The 21,891-nt window shown below is 70.0% G+C and carries 16 protein-coding genes, 1 tRNA gene and 1 other RNA gene; 9 read left to right on the top strand and 9 right to left on the bottom strand.

What is annotated here, in order from left to right; translation table 11 throughout:
- Positions 1–56: 56 nt before the first annotated feature.
- Positions 57–1,274, bottom strand: coding sequence for a PucR family transcriptional regulator (locus tag RS82_RS19685; RefSeq protein ID WP_045302639.1), 1,218 nt, complete (start codon positions 1,272–1,274; stop codon positions 57–59).
- A 7-nt stretch (positions 1,275–1,281) separates the two neighbouring features.
- On the bottom strand, positions 1,282–4,011 hold the full coding sequence (gene aceE / locus RS82_RS19680; RefSeq protein WP_045302638.1) for a pyruvate dehydrogenase (acetyl-transferring), homodimeric type: 2,730 nt from the start codon (positions 4,009–4,011) through the stop codon (positions 1,282–1,284).
- 142 nt (positions 4,012–4,153) lie between these two features.
- Between aceE and RS82_RS19675 the strand changes: the two genes are divergently transcribed.
- Positions 4,154–4,226: transfer RNA gene (locus RS82_RS19675), tRNA-Val, on the top strand.
- Between the two features lie 10 nt (positions 4,227–4,236).
- Here the strand turns inward: RS82_RS19675 and RS82_RS19670 are convergent.
- Positions 4,237–5,781: an amino acid permease gene (locus RS82_RS19670; protein ID WP_045302637.1), complete on the bottom strand. Its 1,545-nt coding sequence runs from the start codon at positions 5,779–5,781 to the stop codon at positions 4,237–4,239.
- 89 nt (positions 5,782–5,870) lie between these two features.
- Between RS82_RS19670 and RS82_RS19665 the strand changes: the two genes are divergently transcribed.
- Both RS82_RS19665 and RS82_RS19660 read left to right on the top strand, forming a co-directional pair.
- Positions 5,871–6,602 carry a zinc ribbon domain-containing protein gene (locus tag RS82_RS19665; protein ID WP_045302635.1) on the top strand — a complete coding sequence of 244 codons (732 nt, stop codon included), beginning with the start codon at positions 5,871–5,873 and terminating at the stop codon, positions 6,600–6,602.
- A gap of 21 nt (positions 6,603–6,623) precedes the next feature.
- Positions 6,624–8,354, top strand: coding sequence for a bifunctional 3'-5' exonuclease/DNA polymerase (locus RS82_RS19660; protein WP_157005688.1), 1,731 nt, complete (start codon positions 6,624–6,626; stop codon positions 8,352–8,354).
- On the opposite strand, the gene RS82_RS19655 is transcribed toward RS82_RS19660, so the two are convergent.
- Both RS82_RS19655 and RS82_RS19650 read right to left on the bottom strand, forming a co-directional pair.
- Entirely contained in the window at positions 8,344–10,122 is a 1,779-nt protein-coding gene (locus tag RS82_RS19655) for a DUF4012 domain-containing protein (RefSeq protein WP_045302920.1), read from the bottom strand. The genes RS82_RS19660 and RS82_RS19655 overlap by 11 nt on opposite strands.
- Before the next feature lie 7 nt (positions 10,123–10,129).
- Positions 10,130–10,771 carry an LPXTG cell wall anchor domain-containing protein gene (locus tag RS82_RS19650; RefSeq protein ID WP_245619670.1) on the bottom strand — a complete coding sequence of 214 codons (642 nt, stop codon included), beginning with the start codon at positions 10,769–10,771 and terminating at the stop codon, positions 10,130–10,132.
- Positions 10,772–10,907: 136 nt separating this feature from the next.
- Between RS82_RS19650 and rnpB the strand changes: the two genes are divergently transcribed.
- Positions 10,908–11,275: RNase P RNA component class A (gene rnpB, locus RS82_RS20880), an RNA gene on the top strand.
- Positions 11,276–11,321: 46 nt separating this feature from the next.
- On the opposite strand, the gene ppgK is transcribed toward rnpB, so the two are convergent.
- Positions 11,322–12,086: a polyphosphate--glucose phosphotransferase gene (gene ppgK, locus RS82_RS19645; RefSeq protein WP_045302631.1), complete on the bottom strand. Its 765-nt coding sequence runs from the start codon at positions 12,084–12,086 to the stop codon at positions 11,322–11,324.
- A gap of 94 nt (positions 12,087–12,180) precedes the next feature.
- On the opposite strand from ppgK, the gene RS82_RS19640 reads away from it, so the two are divergent.
- The 3 genes from RS82_RS19640 to RS82_RS19630 are packed head-to-tail and all read left to right on the top strand — an operon-like array spanning position 12,181 to position 16,824.
- Positions 12,181–12,411 (top strand): SPOR domain-containing protein, encoded by a 231-nt coding sequence (locus RS82_RS19640; protein ID WP_245619669.1) that lies wholly within the window; start codon positions 12,181–12,183, stop codon positions 12,409–12,411.
- 59 nt (positions 12,412–12,470) lie between these two features.
- Complete coding sequence (gene glnA / locus RS82_RS19635; RefSeq protein ID WP_045302628.1) at positions 12,471–13,808, top strand: type I glutamate--ammonia ligase; 1,338 nt, start codon at positions 12,471–12,473, stop codon at positions 13,806–13,808.
- Between the two features lie 13 nt (positions 13,809–13,821).
- Positions 13,822–16,824, top strand: coding sequence for a bifunctional [glutamine synthetase] adenylyltransferase/[glutamine synthetase]-adenylyl-L-tyrosine phosphorylase (locus tag RS82_RS19630; RefSeq protein WP_045302626.1), 3,003 nt, complete (start codon positions 13,822–13,824; stop codon positions 16,822–16,824).
- Between the two features lie 25 nt (positions 16,825–16,849).
- Here RS82_RS19630 and RS82_RS19625 read toward each other — a convergent pair whose 3' ends face one another.
- Both RS82_RS19625 and glnA (RS82_RS19620) read right to left on the bottom strand, forming a co-directional pair.
- The gene (locus RS82_RS19625) at positions 16,850–17,590 is read right to left on the bottom strand and encodes a hypothetical protein (RefSeq protein ID WP_045302916.1); all 741 of its coding nucleotides are present in this window, start codon (positions 17,588–17,590) and stop codon (positions 16,850–16,852) included.
- A 134-nt stretch (positions 17,591–17,724) separates the two neighbouring features.
- Complete coding sequence (gene glnA, locus RS82_RS19620) at positions 17,725–19,149, bottom strand: type I glutamate--ammonia ligase (RefSeq protein WP_045302621.1); 1,425 nt, start codon at positions 19,147–19,149, stop codon at positions 17,725–17,727.
- Between the two features lie 132 nt (positions 19,150–19,281).
- Here glnA (RS82_RS19620) and RS82_RS19615 point away from each other — a divergent pair, with 132 nt between their 5' ends.
- Complete coding sequence (locus RS82_RS19615) at positions 19,282–19,674, top strand: RDD family protein (protein WP_245619668.1); 393 nt, start codon at positions 19,282–19,284, stop codon at positions 19,672–19,674.
- Between the two features lie 54 nt (positions 19,675–19,728).
- Here RS82_RS19615 and RS82_RS19610 read toward each other — a convergent pair whose 3' ends face one another.
- Positions 19,729–20,439: a DUF4191 family protein gene (locus RS82_RS19610; RefSeq protein WP_045302618.1), complete on the bottom strand. Its 711-nt coding sequence runs from the start codon at positions 20,437–20,439 to the stop codon at positions 19,729–19,731.
- 124 nt (positions 20,440–20,563) lie between these two features.
- Between RS82_RS19610 and RS82_RS19605 the strand changes: the two genes are divergently transcribed.
- Complete coding sequence (locus RS82_RS19605) at positions 20,564–21,877, top strand: hypothetical protein (RefSeq protein WP_045302616.1); 1,314 nt, start codon at positions 20,564–20,566, stop codon at positions 21,875–21,877.
- Positions 21,878–21,891 lie beyond the last annotated feature (14 nt).

Raw genomic sequence — 21,891 nt, 5'->3', positions numbered from 1 at the left:
GACACCGTCACAAGAATCGCGCGCTGCTTTGTGTGTGATCCACACTGACAGGGCGATCAGGCCGGGTTGCGCCGGGCCGGCGGGCGGCGGCGCGAGGCATCCGTCCCGATCGACCCGAGGATCAGCGCCGTCTGCAGGATCAGCGCCTCGCGGGGACCGGTGGCGTCCCACCCGATGACCTCGGACACCCGCTTGAGGCGGTAACGCACCGTGTTGGGGTGTACGAACAGCTCGCGTGCGGTGGCCTCGAGCGAACGGCCGTTGTCGAGGTAGGCCCATAGCGTCGACACGAGGTCGGCACTGTGGGACTGGAGCGGGCGGTAGATGCGCTCGACGAGCGTGAGCTTGGCCAGCGGATCCCCGGCGAGCGCGCGCTCGGGGAGGAGGTCGTCAGCTTCGACGGGGCGGGGCGCATGGCGCCACGCGCGCGCGACGGCGAATCCGGCGAGGGCGGCACGCGCGCTCTGGCTCGCGTCGACGAGCGCCGGCACGGTCGGGCCGAGCACGAGGTATCCGGCGCCGAAGCCGGGCTCGAGGCGGCGCGCGATCTCGGCGAAGGGAAGGTCGGACACGGCATCGTCCGCGCCGGTCGACGCTTCGGAGCGCCCGACGACCAGTACGAGGCGCGAGCCCTGCACGCCGATCAGGACGTCGACACCGAGCTTGCGCGCCGTACGACGGAGCTGATCGACGTCGAACTGCGGGGGAGTCGTGCCGACGAGCACCGCGACCTCGCCGTGGCCGTGCCAGCCCAGGGCGGCGATGCGGCTCGGCAGCTCCTCATCGGCCTCGCCGGTGAGGATCGAGTCGACGACGAGCGCCTCGAGGCGCGCATCCCAGAGGCCGCGGGCCTCGGCGGCGCGCGCGTACACGTCGGCCGCCGCGAACGCCACCTCGCGAGAGTAGAGCAGGATCGCCTCGCGCAGGTGCTCCCCCTTGCCCGCGACCCGCTCCTCGGTCACCTCGACGGTGACGCGGATGAGCTGGAGCGTCTGCTGCAGGCTGACGCTCCGCAGCAGCTCACGGGGTGCCGCCGCGAAGATGTCGGACGCGATCCACGGCGTCGAGGCGGGGTCCTCGTACCACTGGATGAACGACGTGATGCCGGCCTGGGCCACCAGCCCGACGGCGGACCGTCGGGCCGGTGGCATCTCGGCATACCAGGGCAGCGTCTCCTCGAGGCGCTTGATGGTGACGGTCGCGAGGTCGCCGGAGATGCGTCGCAGCCAGGCGAGCGTCTCGACCTTGTCCATCACCTCGGTGGACTTGCCCATCTGCGGGTCAGCTCTCGCCGCCCGCGTTCCCGCTCGTGCCGGCGGTCACGTCGTGCAGGCGGTACTTCTGGATGGCCTGCGCGGCGAGGCTGCGGTCGACGGCACCCTCTTCGGCCAGAGCCTGGAGCGTACGGACCGCGACCGAAGGGCCGTCGATCTTGAAGAAGCGACGGGCCGCGGCGCGCGTGTCGGAGAAGCCGAAGCCGTCGGCACCGAGCGTCGCGAAGCGGTTCGGGACCCACGGACGGATCTGGTCCTGGACCGCGTGCATGAAGTCGCTGACCGCGACCACGGGGCCGGCGGCGTCCTTCAGCTTCTCGGTCAGGTAGGCGGTGTGCGGCTCCTCCTCCGGGTGGAGGAAGTTGTGCTCGTCGGCGGCGAGTCCGTCGCGTCGCAGCTCGCTCCACGAGGTGACCGACCAGACGTCGGCCTGCACGCCCCAGTCGTCGCGCAGCAGCTGCTGCGCCTCGAGCGCCCACGGCACTCCCACGCCCGAGGCGAGGAGCTGAGCCTTCGGGCCCTCGCCCTCGGCGGTCGAGACGCGGTGGATGCCGCGCACGATGCCGTCGACGTCCACACCCTCGGGCTCGGCCGGCTGCACCAGCGGCTCGTTGTACACCGTGAGGTAGTACATGACGTTGGGGTCGGGGTGGTTGCCGCCGTACATGCGCTCGATGCCCGAGCGGACGATGTGCGCGATCTCGTACCCATAGGCCGGGTCGTACGACACGGTCGCCGGGTTGGTCGAGGCGAGCAGCAGCGAGTGGCCGTCGGCGTGCTGGAGGCCCTCACCGGTCAGCGTCGTGCGTCCGGCGGTGGCACCGATGATGAAGCCGCGCGCCATCTGATCGCCCGCCGCCCACTGCGCGTCGCCGGTGCGCTGGAACCCGAACATCGAATAGAAGACGTACACCGGGATGAGCGGCTCGCCGTGCGTGGCGTACGAGGTGCCCGCCGCGGTGAACGCGGCGACCGCGCCCGCCTCGTTGATGCCGACGTGGACGATCTGGCCCTGCGGGCTCTCCTTGTAGGCCAGGAGCAGCTCACGGTCGACCGACGTGTAGTTCTGGCCGTGCGGGTTGTAGATCTTCGCCGAGGGGAAGAACGCGTCCATGCCGAAGGTGCGGGCCTCGTCGGGGATGATCGGCACGATGCGGTGGCCGAAGTCCTTCGCGCGGAGGAGGTCCTTGAGCAGACGCACGAACGCCATCGTCGTGGCGATCTCCTGCGTGCCCGAGCCCTTCTTCGGCAGCGCGTACGCGTCGTCGCCCGGCAGCTGCAGCCCGACGTGGTGCGAGCGGCGCTCCGGGAGGAAGCCGCCCAGCGCGCGACGACGCTCCAGCATGTACTGGATCGTCTCGTCGTTCGAGCCGGGGTTGTAGTACGGCGGCAGGTACGGGTTCTCCTCGAGCTGCGCGTCCGAGACCGGGATCCGCATCGAGTCGCGGAAGTACTTGAGGTCCTGCAGGGTCATCTTCTTCATCTGGTGGGTCGCGTTGCGGCCCTCGAAGTGATGCCCGAGGCCGTAGCCCTTGATCGTCTTGGCGAGGATCACGGTGGGCTGGCCCTTGTGCTCGGTGGCGGCCTTGTACGCGCCGTAGACCTTGCGGTAGTCGAGGCCGCCGCGGCGGAGCTTGCCCCAGATGTCGTCGTCCGACCAGTCCTTCACGAGAGCCGCCGTGCGCTCGTCGCGCCCGAAGAAGTGCTCGCGGATGAACGCGCCGTCCTCCGCGCGGTACGTCTGGAAATCGCCGTCCGGCGTGGTGTTCATGAGGTGCACGAGGGCGCCGTCGGTGTCCTTGGCGAGAAGCTCGTCCCACCCGCTGCCCCAGACCACCTTGATGACGTTCCAGCCCGCCCCGCGGAAGAAGCTCTCGAGCTCCTGGATGATCTTGCCGTTGCCGCGCACCGGGCCGTCGAGGCGCTGGAGGTTGCAGTTGACGACGAACGTGAGGTTGTCCAGACCCTCGTTCGCCGCGACCTGCAGCTGACCGCGGCTCTCGACCTCGTCCATCTCGCCGTCGCCGAGGAATGCCCAGACGTGCGAGTTCGACAGGTCCTTGATGCCGCGGTTGGTGAGGTACTTGTTCGACATCGCCTGGTAGATGGCGTTGATCGGTCCGAGACCCATCGACACCGTCGGGAACTGCCAGTACTCCGGCATGAGGCGCGGGTGCGGGTAGGACGGAAGCGCGTGGGGTGCCTTCGACTTCTCCTGGCGGAAGCCGTCGAGCTGCTCGGAGCTCAGGCGGCCCTCGAGGAAGGAGCGGGCGTAGATGCCGGGGGAGGCGTGACCCTGGATGAAGATCTGGTCGCCGCCGGTCGGGTCGTCGAGACCACGGAAGAAGTGGTTGAAGCCGACCTCGTACAGCGACGCGGACGACGCGTACGTCGAGATGTGGCCGCCCACGCCGATGCCGGGACGCTGGGCGCGGTGCACCGTGACCGCGGCGTTCCAGCGGATCCACCGGCGGTACCGGCGCTCGAGCTCCTCGTCGCCCGGGAACTCGGGCTCGTTCTCGGGGGCGATCGTGTTGATGTAGTCCGTCGTGGGAACCTGCGGAACGTTGAGCTGCAGCTCGTGGGAGGTCTGCAGCAGGCTCAGCATGATCTCGCGGCCACGTCCGTGGCCCTTCGCCTGCACGAGCTGCTGGAGGGACTCCTGCCACTCGGAGGTCTCATCGGGATCGCTGTCGAGGGGTTCCTGCGAGTACGGATCCTGATCGTTGACAGTCACAGAAGACCTTTCGTCGTCTGGCAGATCGTGCCAGGTAATCGCTACCGGAGCGGCGCGGGCGTTGTCTGCCCTGCACAAACGCACCAACTGCCAGCCTAGCGAGTTCGAGACCGTCCGGACGCACCTCGTAGACTGGCCGCGAGGGCCTTTAGCTCAGCTGGTAGAGCGCCACGTTTACACCGTGGATGTCGTCGGTTCGATCCCGGCAGGGCCCACCGAAGTTCTTCAGGGCCGATCCGCTCGCGGATCGGCGTCTCCGCCCCGATCGCCGTCGTCGTGATGGTGCGAGACGACGTGCGGCAGCGCGAACTCCTCGTAGCCGGGCTGGCCGATCCTGGAGTGCCGGTGGGAGTACGCGAAGTAGATGACGAAGCCGATGACGAGCCACACCAGGAATCGCAGCCACGTCTCCACGGTGAGGTTGAGCATCAGATAGACGCAGATCGCGGCGGACAGCCCCGGCAGCCACGGGTTCAGCGGCACGCGGAAGCTGCGGTGAAGGTCCGGGCGCTTGCGCCGCAGCACGATGACGCCGATCGACACGAGCACGAACGCCGAGAGTGTGCCAATGTTGACCATCTCTTCGAGCAGCCCGATCGGGGTGAAGCCTGCGACGACGGCGACGATGATCGTGACGAGGATCGAGATGACCCACGGAGTGCGGAACCGCGGGTGCACCTTCGCGAGCCGAACAGGCAGGAGCGCGTCGCGCGACATCGCGAAGATGATGCGCGTCGCCCCGATCAGCAGCGTGAGCACGACCGTGGTGAGACCGGCCACGGCTCCTGCCGAGATCAGCGTCGCCATCCAGGTCGCGCCGTGGAATGCGAACGCGTTGGCGAGGGCGGCCGCCGGGTCGAGGTCCTGATAGGGCACCATCCCCGTCACCACGAGCGCGACGGCGCAGTACAGCAGCGTGCAGATCACCAGCGACGCGATGATGCCGATCGGCAGGTCGCGCTGCGGGTTCCGCGTCTCCTCGGCCGTGGTCGCGACGACGTCGAACCCGATGTAGGCGAAGAACACGAGCGCGGCGCCGGCGAAGATACCTCCGACGCCGAACGCCGTCGGCTCGATGCCGGAGAAGAACTGCAGCAGCGGCTGGCTCAATCCCGTCGCGGTGTCCCTCGGTGCGGGCGCCGGGACGAAAGGCGACCAGTTCGCCGGGTTCACGAACAGGAGGCCGGCGACGATCACGAACAGCACGATGAAGAGCTTCACGGCGACGAGCACCATGTTCACGCGCAACGATTCCTTGATGCCGAACGTCATCAGGCCGCCGAGCACGAGGACGAGCAGGATCGCCATCAGATCGACGGTGCCGCCGTATCCGATCTCGGCCGGGATCGGCATCCCGAGCTGCTCGAAGAGCGTGCCGAGATACGCGCTCCATCCCTGCGCGACAACGCTCGCGCCCAGGAACATCTCGAGGATGAGGTCCCACCCGATGATCCAGGCGAACAGCTCGCCGAGGGAGGAGTAGGAGAACGTGTAGGCGGAGCCCGACACGGGCACGGTCGACGCGAACTCGGCGTAGCAGAGCGCCGCGAGCGTGCAGGCGATCGCGGCCACCACGAAGCTGATCACTATCGCCGGGCCCGCGACCTCGTGCGCGGCACGGCCGGTGAGGGTGAAGATGCCGGCGCCGATCACGACGCCGATGCCGAAGACGGTGAGGTCGAGGGCCGTCAGGGACTTCTTCAGTCGGAATTCCGGTTCGTCGGTGTCGGCGATCGACTGCTCGACGGACTTTGTGCGGAGAACGCCCATGGTGCGCGCCTTTCGTCTTCGGAAGGGCCGGTCGTCGAATGCTAGTCGCCACCGCTCGCGCCGTCGATGCCTGACGGTAGGTTGGTGACGTGAACGCCAGCCCCGCAGACCAGCGCCGCCTCGTCGAGGTCGCCCAGCTCGACGCCCGCATCCGCCAGGCCGACAACGCCCGCAAGAATCCGCCCCAGGCCGGTCGCGTTCAGGAGCTGCTGGGCCGTCGTCAAGAGCTCTCGCAGGAGCTCGGCACGCGCCTCGGCGCCCGTGACGATCTGCGCACCGAGCTGTCGCGCATCGAGTCCGACGTCGCCGTCGTCGACGCTCGCGCAGCCCGCGACTCGGACCGTCTCGCCGCCTCGACGAACTCGAAGGAGGCCCAGGGGCTCGAGAGCGAACTGACCGCCCTCGCCCGGCGCAAGAGCGACCTCGAAGACGCGGAGCTCGCCGTCATGGAGCGGCTCGAGATCGCCGACGCCGCCGTCGCCGAGCAGGAGGCCCTCATCGCGGCGACCAACGCCGAGGGCGCCGAGCTGAGCGCCGAGGGCAAGCGGGCTGTCGCCGAGGCGACCGCGGCCTTCGATGCCGCCACGCGTGACCGCGCGGCCGTCGCCGGCAGCGTCCCGGCCGACCTGCTCGCCCTGTACGACCGCCTCGCCGTCCGCAGCGCCGGTGCCGCGTTCCTGCGCCGTCGCACGTGCGAGGGATGCCACATGGTGCTCGCGGGCACCGACCTGCACGTGCTGCGCCAGGCGGGCGAGGACGATGTCGTGATGTGCCCCGAGTGCGGCTGCATCCTCGTGCGCGACGACGAATCCGGACTGTGACGGCGGCAGGCACTCTCTGCGGTGGGCGTGTCTGAGGCCCCGGGCTGGATCGTCCTCGGGCGGACCGGACGCGGTGCCGCCGTCATCCTGCTCGACGCGAACGCCGAGGAGTTCGGGCGTGACGAAGTCGAAAGAGGCCCGCTGACGTCGTGGATCTCGGATGCCGAGGTCCGCTGGGCGCCCCGGTGGGTCTGGCACGACACCCCGCAGTGGTATGCCGCGCTGCTCGCCGACGGCGTCCGCGTGGCCCGGTGCCATGACCTCCGCCTGTGCCACGCGATCCTGCGCGAGTCGGCACTGGTCTCCGAGACGGCAGCGGTGAGACGGTCGCGGGAATGGGATGCCGCCCCGCACGTCGACGCCGAAGCGGCCGCGCCGACCCTCTTCGAGCTGGACGCTGTCGGACGCCCCTCCGGTCCGCCCCCGGACGCCGACGCGGCGCTGGCCGAGTTCGCGCGGCAGCGGGACGCGATCGCCGACTGCGCCGCGCCCGGCCGCCTGCGGCTGCTGACGGCGGCCGAGTCGGCGGGCGCGCTCGTGGCCGCCGAGATGCGCGCCGCGGGACTCCCGTGGGACGCTGAGGCGCACGACCGCATCCTCGTAGAGACGCTGGGGGAGCGCCGCCCCGGCGGCGCGCAGCCCGCCAAGCTCGCCGCCTCGGCGGAGCGGGTCCGCGCGGCACTCGGCGACCCCACGGCGAGCCTCGACTCGCAGCCGAAGCTGCTGCGGTCGCTGCACCGCGCCGGCGTGCTCGTCGATTCCACGAGCCGATGGGAGCTCGCCGAGCAGCGGCATCCCGTCATCGAACCTCTCCTCGAGTACAAGAAGCTGTCGCGGCTGCTGTCGGCGAACGGATGGACGTGGCTGGCCGAGTGGGTCGCCGACGGCCGGTTCCGCCCCGTCTTCGTGCCGGGCGGCGTCGTCACCGGGCGCTGGGCGTCATCGGGCGGGGGAGCGCTGCAACTGCCGCGCCAGCTGCGCGAGGCCGTGCGCGCCGACCCTGGCTGGCGGCTCGTCGTCGCCGACGTCGCGCAGCTCGAGCCGCGCGTGCTCGCGGCGATGTCGGGCGACACCGCGCTCGCGGCTGCCGCACGCGGACGGGACCTCTACGCCGGGATCGTCGACAGCGGCGCGGTGGCGACCCGGCAGGAGGCGAAGATCGCGATCCTCGGCGCGATGTACGGCGCCACGACGGGGGAGTCCGGCAGGCTGGTCCCGCGCCTGCGTCGCGCGTACCCGCGGGCGATGGCGCTCGTCGACGATGCCGCGCGCACCGGCGAGGACGGCGGCATCGTCTCGACGTGGCTCGGCCGCACGTCGCCCGCCCCGTCGCCGGAGTGGTCGGCCGCGCAGTCGCGCGCGACCGAGGCCGAGGCATCCGGAGCCGACGAGACCCGCGCCCGGCGCTGGGCCCGCGATCGGGGCCGCTTCACCCGGAACTTCGTCGTGCAGGGTACCGCCGCCGAGTGGGCGCTCGCGTGGCTCGCCGACCTCCGCGGGCGTCTGGCCGCCCTCCCGGCCGTGCCTGCTGAGCGCGCCGCGCCGCGCTCAGGCCCTGCGTTCGCGCGACGGCCGCATCTCGCCTTCTTCCTCCACGACGAGGTGATCGTGCACACCCCCGAGGAGCACGCGGATGCCGCCGCTCAGGCGGTGACGGATGCCGCGGCCACGGCTGCGCACCTGCTCTTCGGTGGCTTCCCGCTCGACTTCCGGCTGGACGTGCGCATCGCCGAGACCGCGCTCAAGGACTGACGCCCGCGCCGCAGCCTTCGCCGACGCGGACCTGCGGCGGGTTCATCAGCGGTGTGTGCACGATCGCCTGCGCGTCGGCGTCGCCGCGAGGAATCAGAAAGTGGAACTCGAGCACGTTGACTTCGTCGGGCGACAGATTGACTCTGGCGGTACTCGCGGCGCGGCCCTCAGAGATCGCCGTCGCAGCGGGGTAGGGCTCATCCTTCACGACCACCCCGCCGACGAACGACCCCTCGGGCGCGACGACCGTGACGTTCGTGCCGATGTCACCGGCTCCGACGCCGAACAGTCCGCCGCCCGTGACGCTCACGGGGAGCGACCCGACGTCGACCGGCGCGTGGCTGCCCATGGTCACCGTCACGGCCACTTCAGCCAGATCGTCCGAACGACAATCGACGGTGCTGCTCTCGATGGCGACGTCGAGGTAGCTCGCCATCTTTCCGCCCGTCGCGTCGTTGAAGTAGACGGCGAAGGCGCCCGCGCCAGCGGCGTGCTGCCGGGCCGTTGCTCCGCCGATGGGGGAGCCGGCGAACACCGCTTGCTCATCGGCATGTGCGCTCCACACTGAGATCCGACCTTCTGCGGCGGGCTCCTCGACGGCGCTCAAGAGGGCCAGCGCGTCCAGCGTGCCGTCCGAGATGCGTCCGAAGACCGCTTCGACGGCCGCCGAGAAGAGCTCTGTCTGATCGTCCGATGACATCGAGAGGTAGGGCTGCACGAGGAGCGCATCGAGCACGTTGCCGGCGTCGAGCACCTGCCCGGACGGCAGAGCGACCGGCCCGGTCACCGACAGCAGCGCCTGCAGGACATACGGGTCCACAGCGATGACCATGTCAGGTGTGTGCCCGGTCAGACTCGCCCACCATGCCGAGGCCAACTGGCCGGAGACGGCGAAGTCCGGCGTCATCGAAGCGTTCTGGACGTATCGGCCGACGCCGTCGCCGTACAAAGCGGTTGTCGGCTGCGCAACTGCGACGATCGGCGTCTCCCTTCGCGGGAACTCGGACGAGTCCGCCTGGTCGACGAGCGTCAGCCGTCCGTCCTCCGCCCGCAGCTCGACGAAACTGCCCGAGATGCCGCCGCCTGTGCGCAACTCGGCCGGGTTCTGCACAAGGAGGAGGATCGAGCGAGGTCCGTCACCCCCGAGAGCCGTGGGAAGGACTCGCGCCGCCCCGGCAGCGGTCTCGGCGACCGGAGCGAGCGCATCGACAGCGTCTCGAACCTGCGTTACGCCTTTGGCCACCGGGGAGACGAGCGAATCGACGTCCAGCGCGTGGAGTGCTTTCGCCGAGGAGGCGAGAGCCCGAGCCGACTCGGCGAGCTGCGCTTCTCCTGCCGCCAGCGCGGCCGTGTCGACGAGCGTCCCCGGGGCCCGCCTCGCGAGTGTCTCGGCGGCCGTGAGGACACCCGGGGCCGCGCCCGAGATGTCGCCGAGTTCCTCCGCCACCACCCTGACCGCGACGAGGTTGGACCCGATGCCGGGGATGGCCTCCGCCACTCTCCACGCCGGATCGCTCGTCGCCCCGGCAGCGCGATCCGCTCCGGCCGACAGATCATCCGTCACCGAGGCAAGACGACCCAGATCGCCGCTCTCGATCGCTTCTCGCGCCTGCTGGGCGACCGGGATGAGACCGTCCAGTTCGACCTTGACCGACCAGATGCGGAACCCGACCCAGCCGGCGAAGACGAGCACCAGCAACCCGAGCGATACGACACCGATCAGGATCCAGCGGCGAGTCTTCCGCGGCGCCCCCATCGCCGTGGACATCGTCACCTCAGCGTCGCGCGGAGCGCCGTCGAACGACCAGGAGGAAGCCGAGGCCGACCGCGAGCGCCGCACCGCCGGCGATCGCAATGGGACCGACGGCTGCCGTCATGCCGGTCGCCGGGAGCGACGCGGTCGAGGGATTGTGGGGGTTCGCCGAACATTGCGGCGTCGCCGGCGGATACGACAGCGGCACCACGAGCGACGGGTTGACCTCGATGGTGGCGGTGATGTCTCCGCGCGTCCAGCGGAAGTTCCCTGGCACCTCGACCCACTGTCCGTTCTCGAACGCCCATCCAGGCCATCCTGTGGCTTCGCCGGCCGCGTTCACCGACGCGCCCGGCCAGAGGACACGACCCGACAGGCTCCCGTTGACGAGAGTGCCGAGCACGATGGTCGACGTGTTGGTGCCGTCGGTGATGACGAGCCTGGCTTCGTTGCTCGTCGCCTGGGCGTCGGGATCGATCAGGGTCACGTTGTACGCGATCCACGGTGCGTCCTTCTCGCAGATGCCGACCGCAGTCGAGCCCGCGAGAGTGGGTGTCGCCGGATTGGTCGGCGTATAGTCGTCGGGCTCCGCGTAGGCAGCCGCGGGCGCACCGAGTGCGACGACGGCCGCGACAGCAAGCGCGAGAAAGAATGGTCGCTTCACAGTTGCCTCCCCAGCAGGCATGATCGACCCAACTCCCCAGAAGGATCGTGAAGCTGACTCTACTCCATCGAGCGGTCGCGTGACAGCACCTCCGCGTGTGGGTTTGTTCGGCTTGGCCTAAGATCAGGCAAGCGAATGGGTCGGCTGGACGGTCGCGTCGCGGGCGGTTCGCCGCCACGCGCCGAGGAACGTCCGGGCTCCACAGGGCAGGGCGGTGGGTAACACCCACCCGGAGCGATCCGCGAGACAGTGCCACAGAGAGCAGACCGCCCGGCTTCGGCCGGGTAAGGGTGAAAGGGTGGTGCAAGAGACCACCGGGGTCGTGGTGACACGGCCCGCACGGTAAACCTCGCCCGGAGCAAGGCCAGACAGGGGATGACGACGCGGCCCGCCGAGTCCCCGGGTAGGCCGCTGGAGCGGCACGGCAACGTGTCGCCGAGAGAGATGACCGTCCACGGGGCTCACGCCCCCGGACAGAACCCGGCGTACAGGCCGGCCCATTCGCCCTCTCCGCCACTGTGCGTCGTCGCGGGCCGGCGACGACGCGGTGTCAGCCGCGCGCGAGCGCCGCGGCGCCGATGATCCCCGCGTTGTTGCGGTGCACCGCGGGCACGATCGGCGTCGTGAGGTCGAGCAGGTGGAGGAACTTGTCGGCGTGCTTCGACACGCCGCCGCCCACGACGAACAGGTCCGGGCTGAAGAGGAACTCGATGTGGCTGTAGTACCACTGCAGCCGCTTCGCCCACTGCTCCCACGAGAGGTGGTGGCGCTCCATGGCTGAGTATGCGGCGTAGGCCTCGGCATCCTTCCCGTGCCGGGCACGCTGCACGTGACCGAGCTCGGAGTTCGGCACCAGCACGCCGTCGTACAGCAGCGCCGAACCGATGCCCGTGCCGAGCGTCGTGAGGATCGTGAGCCCGGGCTGATCCTTCGCGGCGCCGTAGCGCACCTCGGCGACCCCGGCGACATCCGCGTCGTTCGCGAAGTGGATGTCGCGGCCCAGGCCGTCCTCGAAGAACTTCTCGGCCTCGAAATCGATCCACTGCTCGGACACGTTGGCGGCCGACAGCGTGCGCCCGTTCTTGACGATCGCGGGGAACGCCACTCCGAGCGCAACCGACTGGTCGTCGGCGACGCCCAGGGTCGACAGCACCTCCCGCACCGCAGCGAGGACGTCCGGCGGGTGCGCCCCAGCCGGCGTCGCGACCTTCACGCGGTCGCTGACGAGTTCGCCCTTGTCGAGATCGACGATCCCCGCCTTGATTCCGGTACCGCCGATGTCCACGCCGACGGCGCGTGCCGCGTCAGATGCCATGTCGACAGCCTATCGACGCCGACGCCGTCGCCCACGAGGCGGGCGTCAGTAGGATCGTGCTCAAGGCGACCAGCCCGCGGAGCGAGGAGTGTGCATGATGACGAGCGGCAGCGACAAGTACTGGTACAACCTCAAGACAGGTGAGGTCGAGAAGGGCTTCGAATCGCCCGCACCCGACCGCGCCGGCCCCTTCGACACTCCAGAGGAGGCCGCCAGCGCCCCCGAGGTCATCAAGGAGCGCTCACGCGCCTGGGCGGCGGAGGAGGCGCGCGAGGACTCCTGGAGCTCCGACACCGTGTCCGGCGAGGGCGGCGAGGACCAGTAGTCTGGCTTTCACCGCGGTCGTAGAGACACCTCGGGCGATCCGGCACCGGAGAGGACGCGATGGACAAGCAGCGTGACTTCGTTCTGAGGACCATCGAAGAACGAGGCGTGAAGTTCGTACGGCTGTGGTTCACAGACGTGATCGGCACGCTGAAGTCCGTCGCCATCGCCCCCGCGGAGGTCGAGGGCGCGTTCAGCGAGGGCCTCGGATTCGACGGCTCGGCGATCGAGGGCCTGACACGCTCCTACGAGTCGGACCTCCTGGCCCACCCCGACCCGACCACGTTCCAGACCCTGCCCTGGCGCGGCGAGATCGACCCGACCGCGCGCATGTTCTGCGACATCACCACGCCCGACGGGCAGCCGGCCGTCGCCGATCCGCGCCACGTCCTCAAGCGGACGCTCGCGAAGGCCGCCGACGCGGGGTTCACGTTCTACACGCACCCCGAGATCGAGTTCTACCTGCTGAAGTCATCGTCGTTCGGCACCGAGGGTCCCGAGCCGGTCGATTCCGCCGGCTACTTCGACAACGTCCCGGGCGGCACCGCCCACGACTTCCGCCGCCGTTCGGTCCGCATGCTCGAAGACCTCGGCATCTCGGTGGAGTTCAGCCACCACGAGGGCGGCCCCGGTCAGAACGAGATCGACCTCCGCTATGCGGACGCCCTCACCACGGCCGACAACATCATGACGTTCCGCACCGTCATCAAAGAGGTCGCCATCGAACAGGGCGTCTACGCGACGTTCATGCCGAAGCCGATGACGGGCAAGCCCGGCAGCGGCATGCACACGCACATGTCGCTGTTCGAGGGCGACGTCAACGCGTTCTACGAAGAGGGCGCGCAGTACCAGCTGTCGAAGGTCGGCCGTCAGTTCATCGCCGGCCTGCTGCGCCACGCGAACGAGATCTCGGCCGTGACGAACCAGTTCGTCAACTCGTACAAGCGCCTATGGGGCGGCGACGAGGCGCCGAGCTTCATCTGCTGGGGCCACAACAACCGTTCGGCGCTCGTGCGCGTACCGCTGTACAAGCCCAGCAAGGGCCAGTCGTCGCGCGTCGAGTACCGCGCCCTCGACTCGGCCGCGAACCCGTACCTGTCGTTCGCGCTCATGCTGGCAGCCGGTTTGAAGGGCATCGAGAACGAGTACGAGCTCCCGCCCGAGGCGGAGGACAACGTCTGGTCGCTGACGGATGCTGAGCGCCGGGCTCTCGGTTACGCCCCGCTGCCCGCGAGCCTCGACCACGCGCTGGAGTACATGGAGGAATCCGAGCTGGTCGCCGAGACGCTCGGCGAGCAGGTCTTCAACTACGTGCTGCTCAACAAGCGCCGCGAGTGGCAGGAGTACCGCTCGCAGGTGACCCCGTTCGAGCTCAAGAGCAACCTCGAGATGCTCTGAGACCGGCTCACGCATGTCTGCGAGCGACCGGCCGGCTTCTCTGACCCCGCTCGCGCGCCTGGGCTTCAGCCGTCTCGCCGAGGCGGAGGCGCTGCTCGCCGAACTCTCCGAGCTCATCGGCGCACCGCGGGACGCGCTGCTCGAGGGAGCCGTCGACGCCGCGGATCCCGACGAGGCGCTGCAGGCCCTGGTGCGGCTCGCGCGTCGGGACGCCGCGCCCGTCCACCGGGCTCGCGAACGGCCCGCGGCATGGCGCGCGCTGTGGGCGCTGCTGGGCGCATCGACCGGCTTCGGAGAGTTCTTCTTCCGACACCCCGCCGAGATCGACCAGCTCGCCGATGCGGGGGAGCGGCTGCCCACCCCCGACGAGCTGCGCGCGGAGCTGCTCGAGTCGATCGGTGCGGTGGACGGGTTCGCCGCAGACGGCGACGAGAGCGCCTGGGTGGCACTGCGGGTGCGATACCGCCGCATGCTCGCCCGGATCGCCGCGTACGATCTCCTGAGCCCGGCACCGGTCGACCAGGTGGCAGCGGTGTCGGCACGACTCGCGGATGCCGCGGGCGCGGCGCTCGAGGCATCCCTCGCGGTCGCCCGCACCCGTGTATCAGGAGGCGCCGTCGGCGCCGGGCTGTTCCCGCGCGACCAGGTGGCGCGCACGAAGCTCGCGATCATCGGCATGGGCAAGACCGGCGCGCGCGAGCTCAACTACGTCAGCGATGTGGACGTCATCTTCGTGGGAGGCGGCGGCGACGATGCGATCGAAGAGTTCGGTGAGAGTCGCATCGTCGACATCGCCACGCGGCTCGCGGTCCAGACGATGCGCGGGATCTCCGGCGTCGAGATCGAGCCCGGGCTGTGGGAGGTCGACGCCAACCTGCGTCCCGAGGGCAAGCAGGGCGCGCTGGTGCGAACGCTCGACTCCCACCTGGCGTACTACGACCGCTGGGCGAAGAGCTGGGAGTTCCAGGCGCTGCTGAAGGCGCGGCCCATCGCGGGCGACGAGGACCTCGCGCAGGCCTACATCGAAGCGGTGCAGCCGAAGGTGTGGACGAGCGCCGCCCGCGAGAACTTCGTCGACAGCGTGCAGCGCATGCGCGAGCGCGTCACCGAGCACATCCCGCCCGCAGACGTGCCGTATCAACTCAAGCTCGGCCCGGGCGGCATCCGCGACATCGAGTTCACCGTCCAGCTCCTGCAGCTGGTGCACGGTCTCTCGGACGACCGCATCCGGCAGCGGGGCACGCTCGCGGCGCTGGATGCGCTGGTCGCCGAGGGGTACATCGGCCGGGCAGAGGCATCCGCCTTCTCGCGCGACTATCGCGTCCTTCGCCTCCTCGAGCACCGCGTGCAGCTGCGCCAGCTGCGTCGCACGCATCTCATGCCGTCGCGTCCGGAGGACCTGCGCGTCCTCGCACGCGCGACCGGCCTCGCCGAGACCGGCGAGGGGATCTGGGGGCTGTGGGAGTCGGTCAAGCGCGAGGTGCGCGACATCCACGTCCGGCTCTTCTACCGGCCGCTGCTGTCGGCGGTCGCCGCCCTTCCGGCCGATGAGCGCGTGCTGTCGACGGCGCAGGCGCACGACCGTCTCGCGGCCATCGGCTTCGCCGACCCTGCGGGCGCGCTGCGGCACATCGCCGCCCTCACAGCCGGTCTGAGCCGCAAGGCGACGATCCAGCGCCACCTCATGCCCGTCATGATCCGCTGGTTCGCCGACGGCGTCGATCCCGACTACGGCCTCCTGGCGTTCCGCCGGCTGAGCGAGCGGCTCGGCGACACGCACTGGTTCCTGCGCATGCTGCGGGACTCCTCAGGGGCTGCCGAGAGCCTCTCCCGCGTGCTGTCGGGTTCCCGCTACGTGGGCGAGCTCATCGAGTGGATCCCCGAATCCGCCGCGTGGCTCGACGATCCCGATCTTCTGCGTCCGCGCTCCGGCGTCGCGCTGCAGCAGGAGGCGCGGGCTATCCAGACCCGCCACAGGACGGTCATCGACGCGATGCGTGCGGTGAGGGCGCTCAGGCGCCGCGAGCAGCTGCGCATCGCGATGGGCGCGATCCTCGGAAGCGTCACGATCGAGGAAGTCGCGGACGCCCTCACGACGATCACCGACGTCACCATCCAGGCGACGTTGCGGGCGGTGCGCCGCGAGGTCGTTCCGGCGGAGGACGAGGCGCTCGATTTCTCCGTCATCGCGATGGGACGCTTCGGCGGTGCGGAGCTCGGCTTCGGCTCGGATGCCGACGTGATGTACGTCTACCGTCCGAACGGCGTGGACCCGCAGCGCGCGCACGAGCTCGCCCTGAAGCTCGTCGCCGCCCTTCGCACGCACTCCGAGGACCAACGGGTGCCGCTCGAGCTGGACGCCGATCTTCGCCCGGAGGGCCGCAACGGCCCGCTGGCGCGCTCTCTCGACGCGTACGAGGAGTATTACCGGCGGTGGGCGCTCTCGTGGGAGGCTCAGGCGCTGCTGCGGGCGCGAGGGGTGGCCGGCAGCGTCAAGCTCATCGGCGACTTCATGAAGCTCGCCGACCAGGTGCGCTACCCCGAGCGTGTCGACCTCGCGGCCACCCGCGAGATCAAGCGCATCAAGGCGCGGGTCGAGAGCGAGCGCCTGCCGCAGGGCGTCGACCCCTCGCGGCACCTCAAGCTCGGCCCGGGCTCGCTCAGCGACGTCGAGTGGCTCGTGCAGCTCCTGCAGCTGCAGCACGCCCACGCGGTGCCCGAGATGCGCACGACGTCGACCCTCGGTGCGCTCCGCGCCGCCGAGAGCGCCGGGCTCATCCCCGCCAGCGCCGCAGACCGCCTGGCGGAGGCCTGGCGCCTCGCGAGCCGCCTCCGCTCGGCGAACACGCTTCTTTCGGGTCAGACGAGCGACGTGCTCCCCGTGGACCGCAAGAAGCTCGACGGGATCGGACGACTGCTCGAGTACCCGCCCAGATCCGCCACAGAGGTCGAGGAGGACTACCTGGGCACGACCCGCCGGGCACGTCGCGTCTTCGAGAAGCTCTTCTACGGCTGATCCCGATGCTGCTCCCCGCGGCGGCTCACACGCCGGGGCAGTGCGGGATGCCGTCGATGCGGTCGCCGTCCAACGGGTTCCCGGTGACGGCCGCCACCACGCGGACCGCGCGATCCCAGTAGCGGGCGTAGTGATCCGGGTCGGCGTTGACCTGGGTGCGGTGCGCGACGAGTGTCGGCTCCACCGCCGCCCGGTCGGGCACGCGCTCGGCCATGGCCCGATAGAACACGGTCGCGGCCGTGTACGGGTCCAGGCGCGCTTCGCGCGTGCCCCAGGAGTCCTGCTGCTGGAACAGGCCGATCGAAGTGGTGCGGGAGCCGTCGGGGTTGGTCACCCCGCTCGTCTCCCAGTCGCCGTAGTCGATGTTGCGCAACGACGACTCGCCCATCGCGGTCATGACGGCGATGGTCTGGTCCCGTGCGTCGAATCCGAGGTCCCTGCCTGCGGCCAGGATCGTGCAGGCGTTCGTGAGCTGCTCGAACCGGTACCCGGCGACCGCGGGCTCGACGATCGTCGGCGGCGCGGGCGCGCGGTCGTCAGGGACGAGTGCGAGGTCGTCCGCCCACGACGTCCGGAAGCTCCCCGCGAGGATCGCCGCCCCCACCAGGAAGGCGGCGAACAGGATCACCGGTACAGCGATCGCCAGGGCGACGCCCGCGCGCCGGCCGCGCCGGCGGGCGTGTCGCTGCGGCCTGCGCCTGCGCGCCGACGCCTTCGTCCGGCGCGCGCGACGTCGTCGTGTCGTCGCGGTGGTGCGGGCGGGCATCGTCGTCACCTTCTGTCGGTCCGAGCGCGGAGCGCTCGTTCAGCCTAGGCCGCACCCAGGGTGCCGGCGTCCTTCTCCCAGCGAACACAGAAGCGGGCCCCGGTCTCCCGGGGCCCGCTTCTGGTGCTGGAACGTCAGACGCCGAAGTACAGCTCGTACTCGAACGGGTGCGGACGCGCGTTGAGCGGCTGGATCTCGTTCTCGATCTTGTACTCGATCCACGTCTCGATCAGCTCAGGCGTGAAGACGCCGCCCTTGAGCAGGAACTCGTGGTCGGCGCGGAGCGCCTCGAGCGAGTCGAGCAGCGAGTTGGGCACCTGCGGGATGTTCTTCGCCTCCTCGGGGGGAAGCTCGTACAGGTCCTTGTCGACGGGCTCGTGCGGCTCGATGCGGTTCTGGATGCCGTCGAGGCCGGCCATGAGCTGCGCGGCGAACGCGAGATACGGGTTGCCCGAGGCGTCGGGTGCACGGAACTCGATGCGCTTGGCCTTGGGGTTCGAGCCGGTGATCGGGATGCGGATGGCCGCCGAACGGTTGCCGGCCGAGTACACCAGGTTCACCGGCGCCTCGTAGCCCTTGACGAGGCGCTTGTACGAGTTGAGCGTCGGGTTGGTGAACGCGAGCAGCGCCGGCGCGTGCGCCAGGATGCCGCCGATGTACCAGCGCGCGAGGTCGGAGAGCTGCGCATAGCCCTTCTCGTCGTAGAAGAGGGGCTTGCCCTCGAGCCACAGCGACTGGTGCGTGTGCATGCCCGAGCCGTTGTCGCCGAAGAGGGGCTTCGGCATGAAGGTCGCGACCTTGCCCCACTCGTTCGCCACGTTCTTGACGATGTACTTGAACTTCAGGATGTCGTCGGCCGCGTGCACCATGGTGTCGAAGCGGTAGTTGATCTCCTGCTGGCCGCCCGTGCCCACCTCGTGGTGCGCGCGCTCGAGGAGCAGGCCCGACTCGATGAGGCGGAGGCTGATGTCGTCGCGAAGGTCGGCCGTCTTGTCGACGGGGGAGACCGGGAAGTAGCCGCCCTTGAAGGGGGTCTTGTTCGCGAGGTTCCCGCCCTCTTCGGCGCGGCCGGTGTTCCAGGCGCCCTCTTCGGAGTCGACAGAGTAGAAGCTCGAGTTCTGCTTCACCTCGTAGCGGACGTCGTCGAAGATGTAGAACTCGGCCTCGGGCGCGAAGAACGCGGTGTCGGCGATGCCGGTCGAGGCGAGGTACTTCTCGGCCTTCTTGGCGACCTGGCGCGGGTCCTTCGAGTAGATCTCGCCGTTGCGCGGGTTGTAGATGTCGAAGACCATGATGAGGGTCTTCGCCTCGCGGAACGGGTCGAGGTAGGCCGTCGACACGTCCGGGATCAGCTGCATGTCCGATTCGTGGATGTTCGCGAAGCCCCGGATGGAGGAGCCGTCGAACAGCTGGCCGACCGTGAAGAATTCTTCGTCGACGGTGGAGGCCGGGATGTTGAAGTGCTGCTGCACGCCAGGAAGATCCGTGAAACGGATGTCGAGGAACTTGACGTCCTCGTCCTTGATGAACTTCAGCACCTCGGATGAATCTTTGAACATGAAGACTCCAGAGGTAGGGCATTCGGATCCGCCCGTACGGGCCGGGCACTCTGGCACGGTACCCGCAGGGCATTGCCCTCCAGTATCACTTGTGTTTCAGGGATGTTACGGCGACCTGGGTACGCTGGGGAAGTGACGCAGAGCACCCAGGACTACCCCGGCGAACGCCTCGGACTGCCCCGCGAGGGCACCGGATCCATCGGCCGTCTGGGCCGCCGCGTCGGCGCGCTCTTCCTCGATTACGGCGCCGCCTACCTGATCTCGGGTTTCTTCGGATGGGACCCGCTCGCGATCCTCGCGATCTTCGCCGCCATCCAGATCGTGTTCCTGCCGACGCTCCAGGGGAGCCCCGGCCATCGCATCTTCGGCCTGCGCCTTGTGCGTCTCGACGGCGGATGGGTGGGCCTGTGGCGCCCCGTCATCCGTACCGCGCTCCTGATCCTCGCGATCCCCGCCGTCATCTGGGACGCCGATCAGCGGGGCCTCCACGACAAGGCCGCGGGCACTGTGCTCATCCGCTCGTGACACGCGTGAACCCGGTCCGGCGTCTCCGCCGGACCGGGTTCATTCGCGAGCGGTTCAGCGCGGACGAGGTGCGCGCACCTTCGTGGGGTCGATGCCCTTCGGGATCGGCAGCGATGTCAGCGACTGCGAGACCGATTCGATGCGCTTGATGACCGCGGCCATCGTGGCCCGGTCGATCTTCGTGGGCAGGGACTTGATGGTCGGCGCGAGCTTCGAGATCGGCGTCTCTCCCTCACCGTGACCGATGTACAGCACCGTCACGGGAACGCCTGAGGCGACGCGCTGGACCTTCGAGCGCTCGTCGTTCACCAGGCGGGTGAGCCGGCCGCGGGCGCCCTCGCCCACGATCACGACGCCGCCGCGGCCGACGGCGCGGTAGACGGCTTCCTGCGTCTTGGGGTTGATGCCGACCGGCATCTCACTGGCCTGCCACTTGCGGCCGAGCGACGTCGACATGACGTGGCCCGTGGCCCCGGGCATGCCGTCGATCTTCTTGTACATCGCGCGCGTCGACAGCCGGGTCATCGTCATCATGGACGCGAGGACGCCGAGCATGAGCCCGGTGACGCCCCACAGGATGACGCTCCAGACGGCGACCGGCGGGATGAGGAACCCGATGCCCACGCCCACGGCGATGCCGAGGAGGAGGATGCCGACCAGCAGGAACGGCAGCCAGCGGAACTCCTTCTGGGTGAAGGTGTAGAGGGTGCGGATCTGAGAGAAGAAACCCGGGCCCTTGTCGGGGGCGGAACTGCGCGCGGCCATAGCTTCCAGCCTACCTTTTCGCGGGCTCCTGCTCGGCTCCTCCACAGTCGGGCACCGGGCCCGCTCATCCACAGACTGCCGCCGGTCCAGGCCGTCGCCTCGCGCAGCCTCGCACACTGGCGCCATGACGACCGCCGACGGCTCGCTCGGGAGCCCCTACCGCGCCATCCGGGCGGTCCGGGCGCCTGAGGACGGACCATGGCCGGGCACCCTCGTCCGCACTGCCGGCGGCGACTCGTGCGTGCTGGTCGACGCGGACGTCCTCGGCCCGCACTGGCGGGGATGGGATGCCGCACCCGACGGCCACGTGCTGGCTCCGGGCGACGTCGTGCGACGCGTCGACGGCCACGACGTGGTGCTGCCGGTGTGCTCCGAGCGCCTCGAGGAATTCGTCCGGCGGAGGTCCGCACGAATGCCCCTCAGCCTGGGCGAGGCCGTGACCCTCGGCGTGAGCGTGCTGCGCGGCTGCGCTCAGGTGGCGAGCACACCCGATGCCGACGGCGACTGGTGGCTCGACGACGCCGGCAGGCCGGTGCTGGCGACGGATGCCTCGGCCCGGCGCGCACTCGAGGCATCCGCCGCCGTCCTCGAGCAGGTGAGCGTCGATCCGCCCGCGCAGCGCACCTGGCAGACAGCGCTGCGAGCCGTCACCGCGGAGCGCATCTCGGTCCATGAGCTCGAGGCCGCCGAGGCGGCGCTGTTCGCCCTCGCCGAGGCGCAGCCGCTCAGCACCGTCAGCCTCAGCCCTCGCCGCGCGACCGAGGGGATGGAGCGCTCGCACGAGCGGACACGCAAGGAGGCGGACCTGCCGCACGAACCCGCGCCGCGGTCGATGTGGCGGACGCTCATCGCCGGCATGGACGACGAGCTCTCCGACACCGTGTCGCGGGCCACGACGGCGGTGTGGCGCCGGCTGCGAGGCACGGGCGACCCGCCGCGAGCCGGTGCGCGACGCGCGCCGTGGCTGGTCGGAGGCGCCGTGGCGGTCGCGGTGCTGGCCGGCGGCGCGCTCTGGCCTCCTGCCAGCGGCGTCGCGACCGATGCGCGACCGGGCGCTTCGCCCACGGCGACGCGCGGGCCCGCGGCATCCGTTCCGGCGGATGCCGACCCGGCCGCGGCACCCGGAAGCGGCTCGCCGGCCGGCGAGCCCGCCGACCTCGCTCTCCTGACCGGCGAACTGCTGGACGCACGGATCGCGTGCGCCGGCGAGGCCGACTGTCTCGCCGCGGTGGTGGTCGACACGGCGCCATCGGCCGGCGGGACGATCGATCGCCCCGCTGCCGAGCGAACGATCACGCTCCTCGACGACTTCGGCGACCTCGCGGTGCTTCGCGTCGATGCGAACGACGGGTCCACCCCGTCGCAGATGGTCGTGATCCTGCGCAGAGACGAGGAATGGCTGCTGCGCGACGTCTCCGACGTCGCGCAGCAGCCCTAGAAGCGAGTGTCGCT

This window comes from Microbacterium trichothecenolyticum (assembly GCF_000956465.1).
Classification (GTDB): domain Bacteria; phylum Actinomycetota; class Actinomycetes; order Actinomycetales; family Microbacteriaceae; genus Microbacterium; species Microbacterium trichothecenolyticum.
Note: the sequence above shows the minus strand (reverse complement) of the source record. Positions and strands in the feature narration are given on the sequence as shown.

Excerpts from the sequence above, each read along its gene's own strand:
- RS82_RS19685 (WP_045302639.1), bottom strand. The coding sequence starts at position 1,274 with ATGGGCAAGTCCACCGAGGTGATGGACAAGGTCGAGACGCTCGCCTGG.
- RS82_RS19670 (WP_045302637.1), bottom strand. The coding sequence starts at position 5,781 with ATGGGCGTTCTCCGCACAAAGTCCGTCGAGCAGTCGATCGCCGACACC.
- RS82_RS19655 (WP_045302920.1), bottom strand. The coding sequence starts at position 10,122 with ATGTCCACGGCGATGGGGGCGCCGCGGAAGACTCGCCGCTGGATCCTG.
- ppgK (WP_045302631.1), bottom strand. The coding sequence starts at position 12,086 with ATGGCATCTGACGCGGCACGCGCCGTCGGCGTGGACATCGGCGGTACC.
- RS82_RS19640 (WP_245619669.1), top strand. The coding sequence starts at position 12,181 with ATGATGACGAGCGGCAGCGACAAGTACTGGTACAACCTCAAGACAGGT.
- glnA (WP_045302628.1), top strand. The coding sequence starts at position 12,471 with ATGGACAAGCAGCGTGACTTCGTTCTGAGGACCATCGAAGAACGAGGC.
- RS82_RS19630 (WP_045302626.1), top strand. The coding sequence starts at position 13,822 with ATGTCTGCGAGCGACCGGCCGGCTTCTCTGACCCCGCTCGCGCGCCTG.
- RS82_RS19625 (WP_045302916.1), bottom strand. The coding sequence starts at position 17,590 with ATGCCCGCCCGCACCACCGCGACGACACGACGACGTCGCGCGCGCCGG.
- glnA (WP_045302621.1), bottom strand. The coding sequence starts at position 19,149 with ATGTTCAAAGATTCATCCGAGGTGCTGAAGTTCATCAAGGACGAGGAC.
- RS82_RS19610 (WP_045302618.1), bottom strand. The coding sequence starts at position 20,439 with ATGGCCGCGCGCAGTTCCGCCCCCGACAAGGGCCCGGGTTTCTTCTCT.
- RS82_RS19605 (WP_045302616.1), top strand. The coding sequence starts at position 20,564 with ATGACGACCGCCGACGGCTCGCTCGGGAGCCCCTACCGCGCCATCCGG.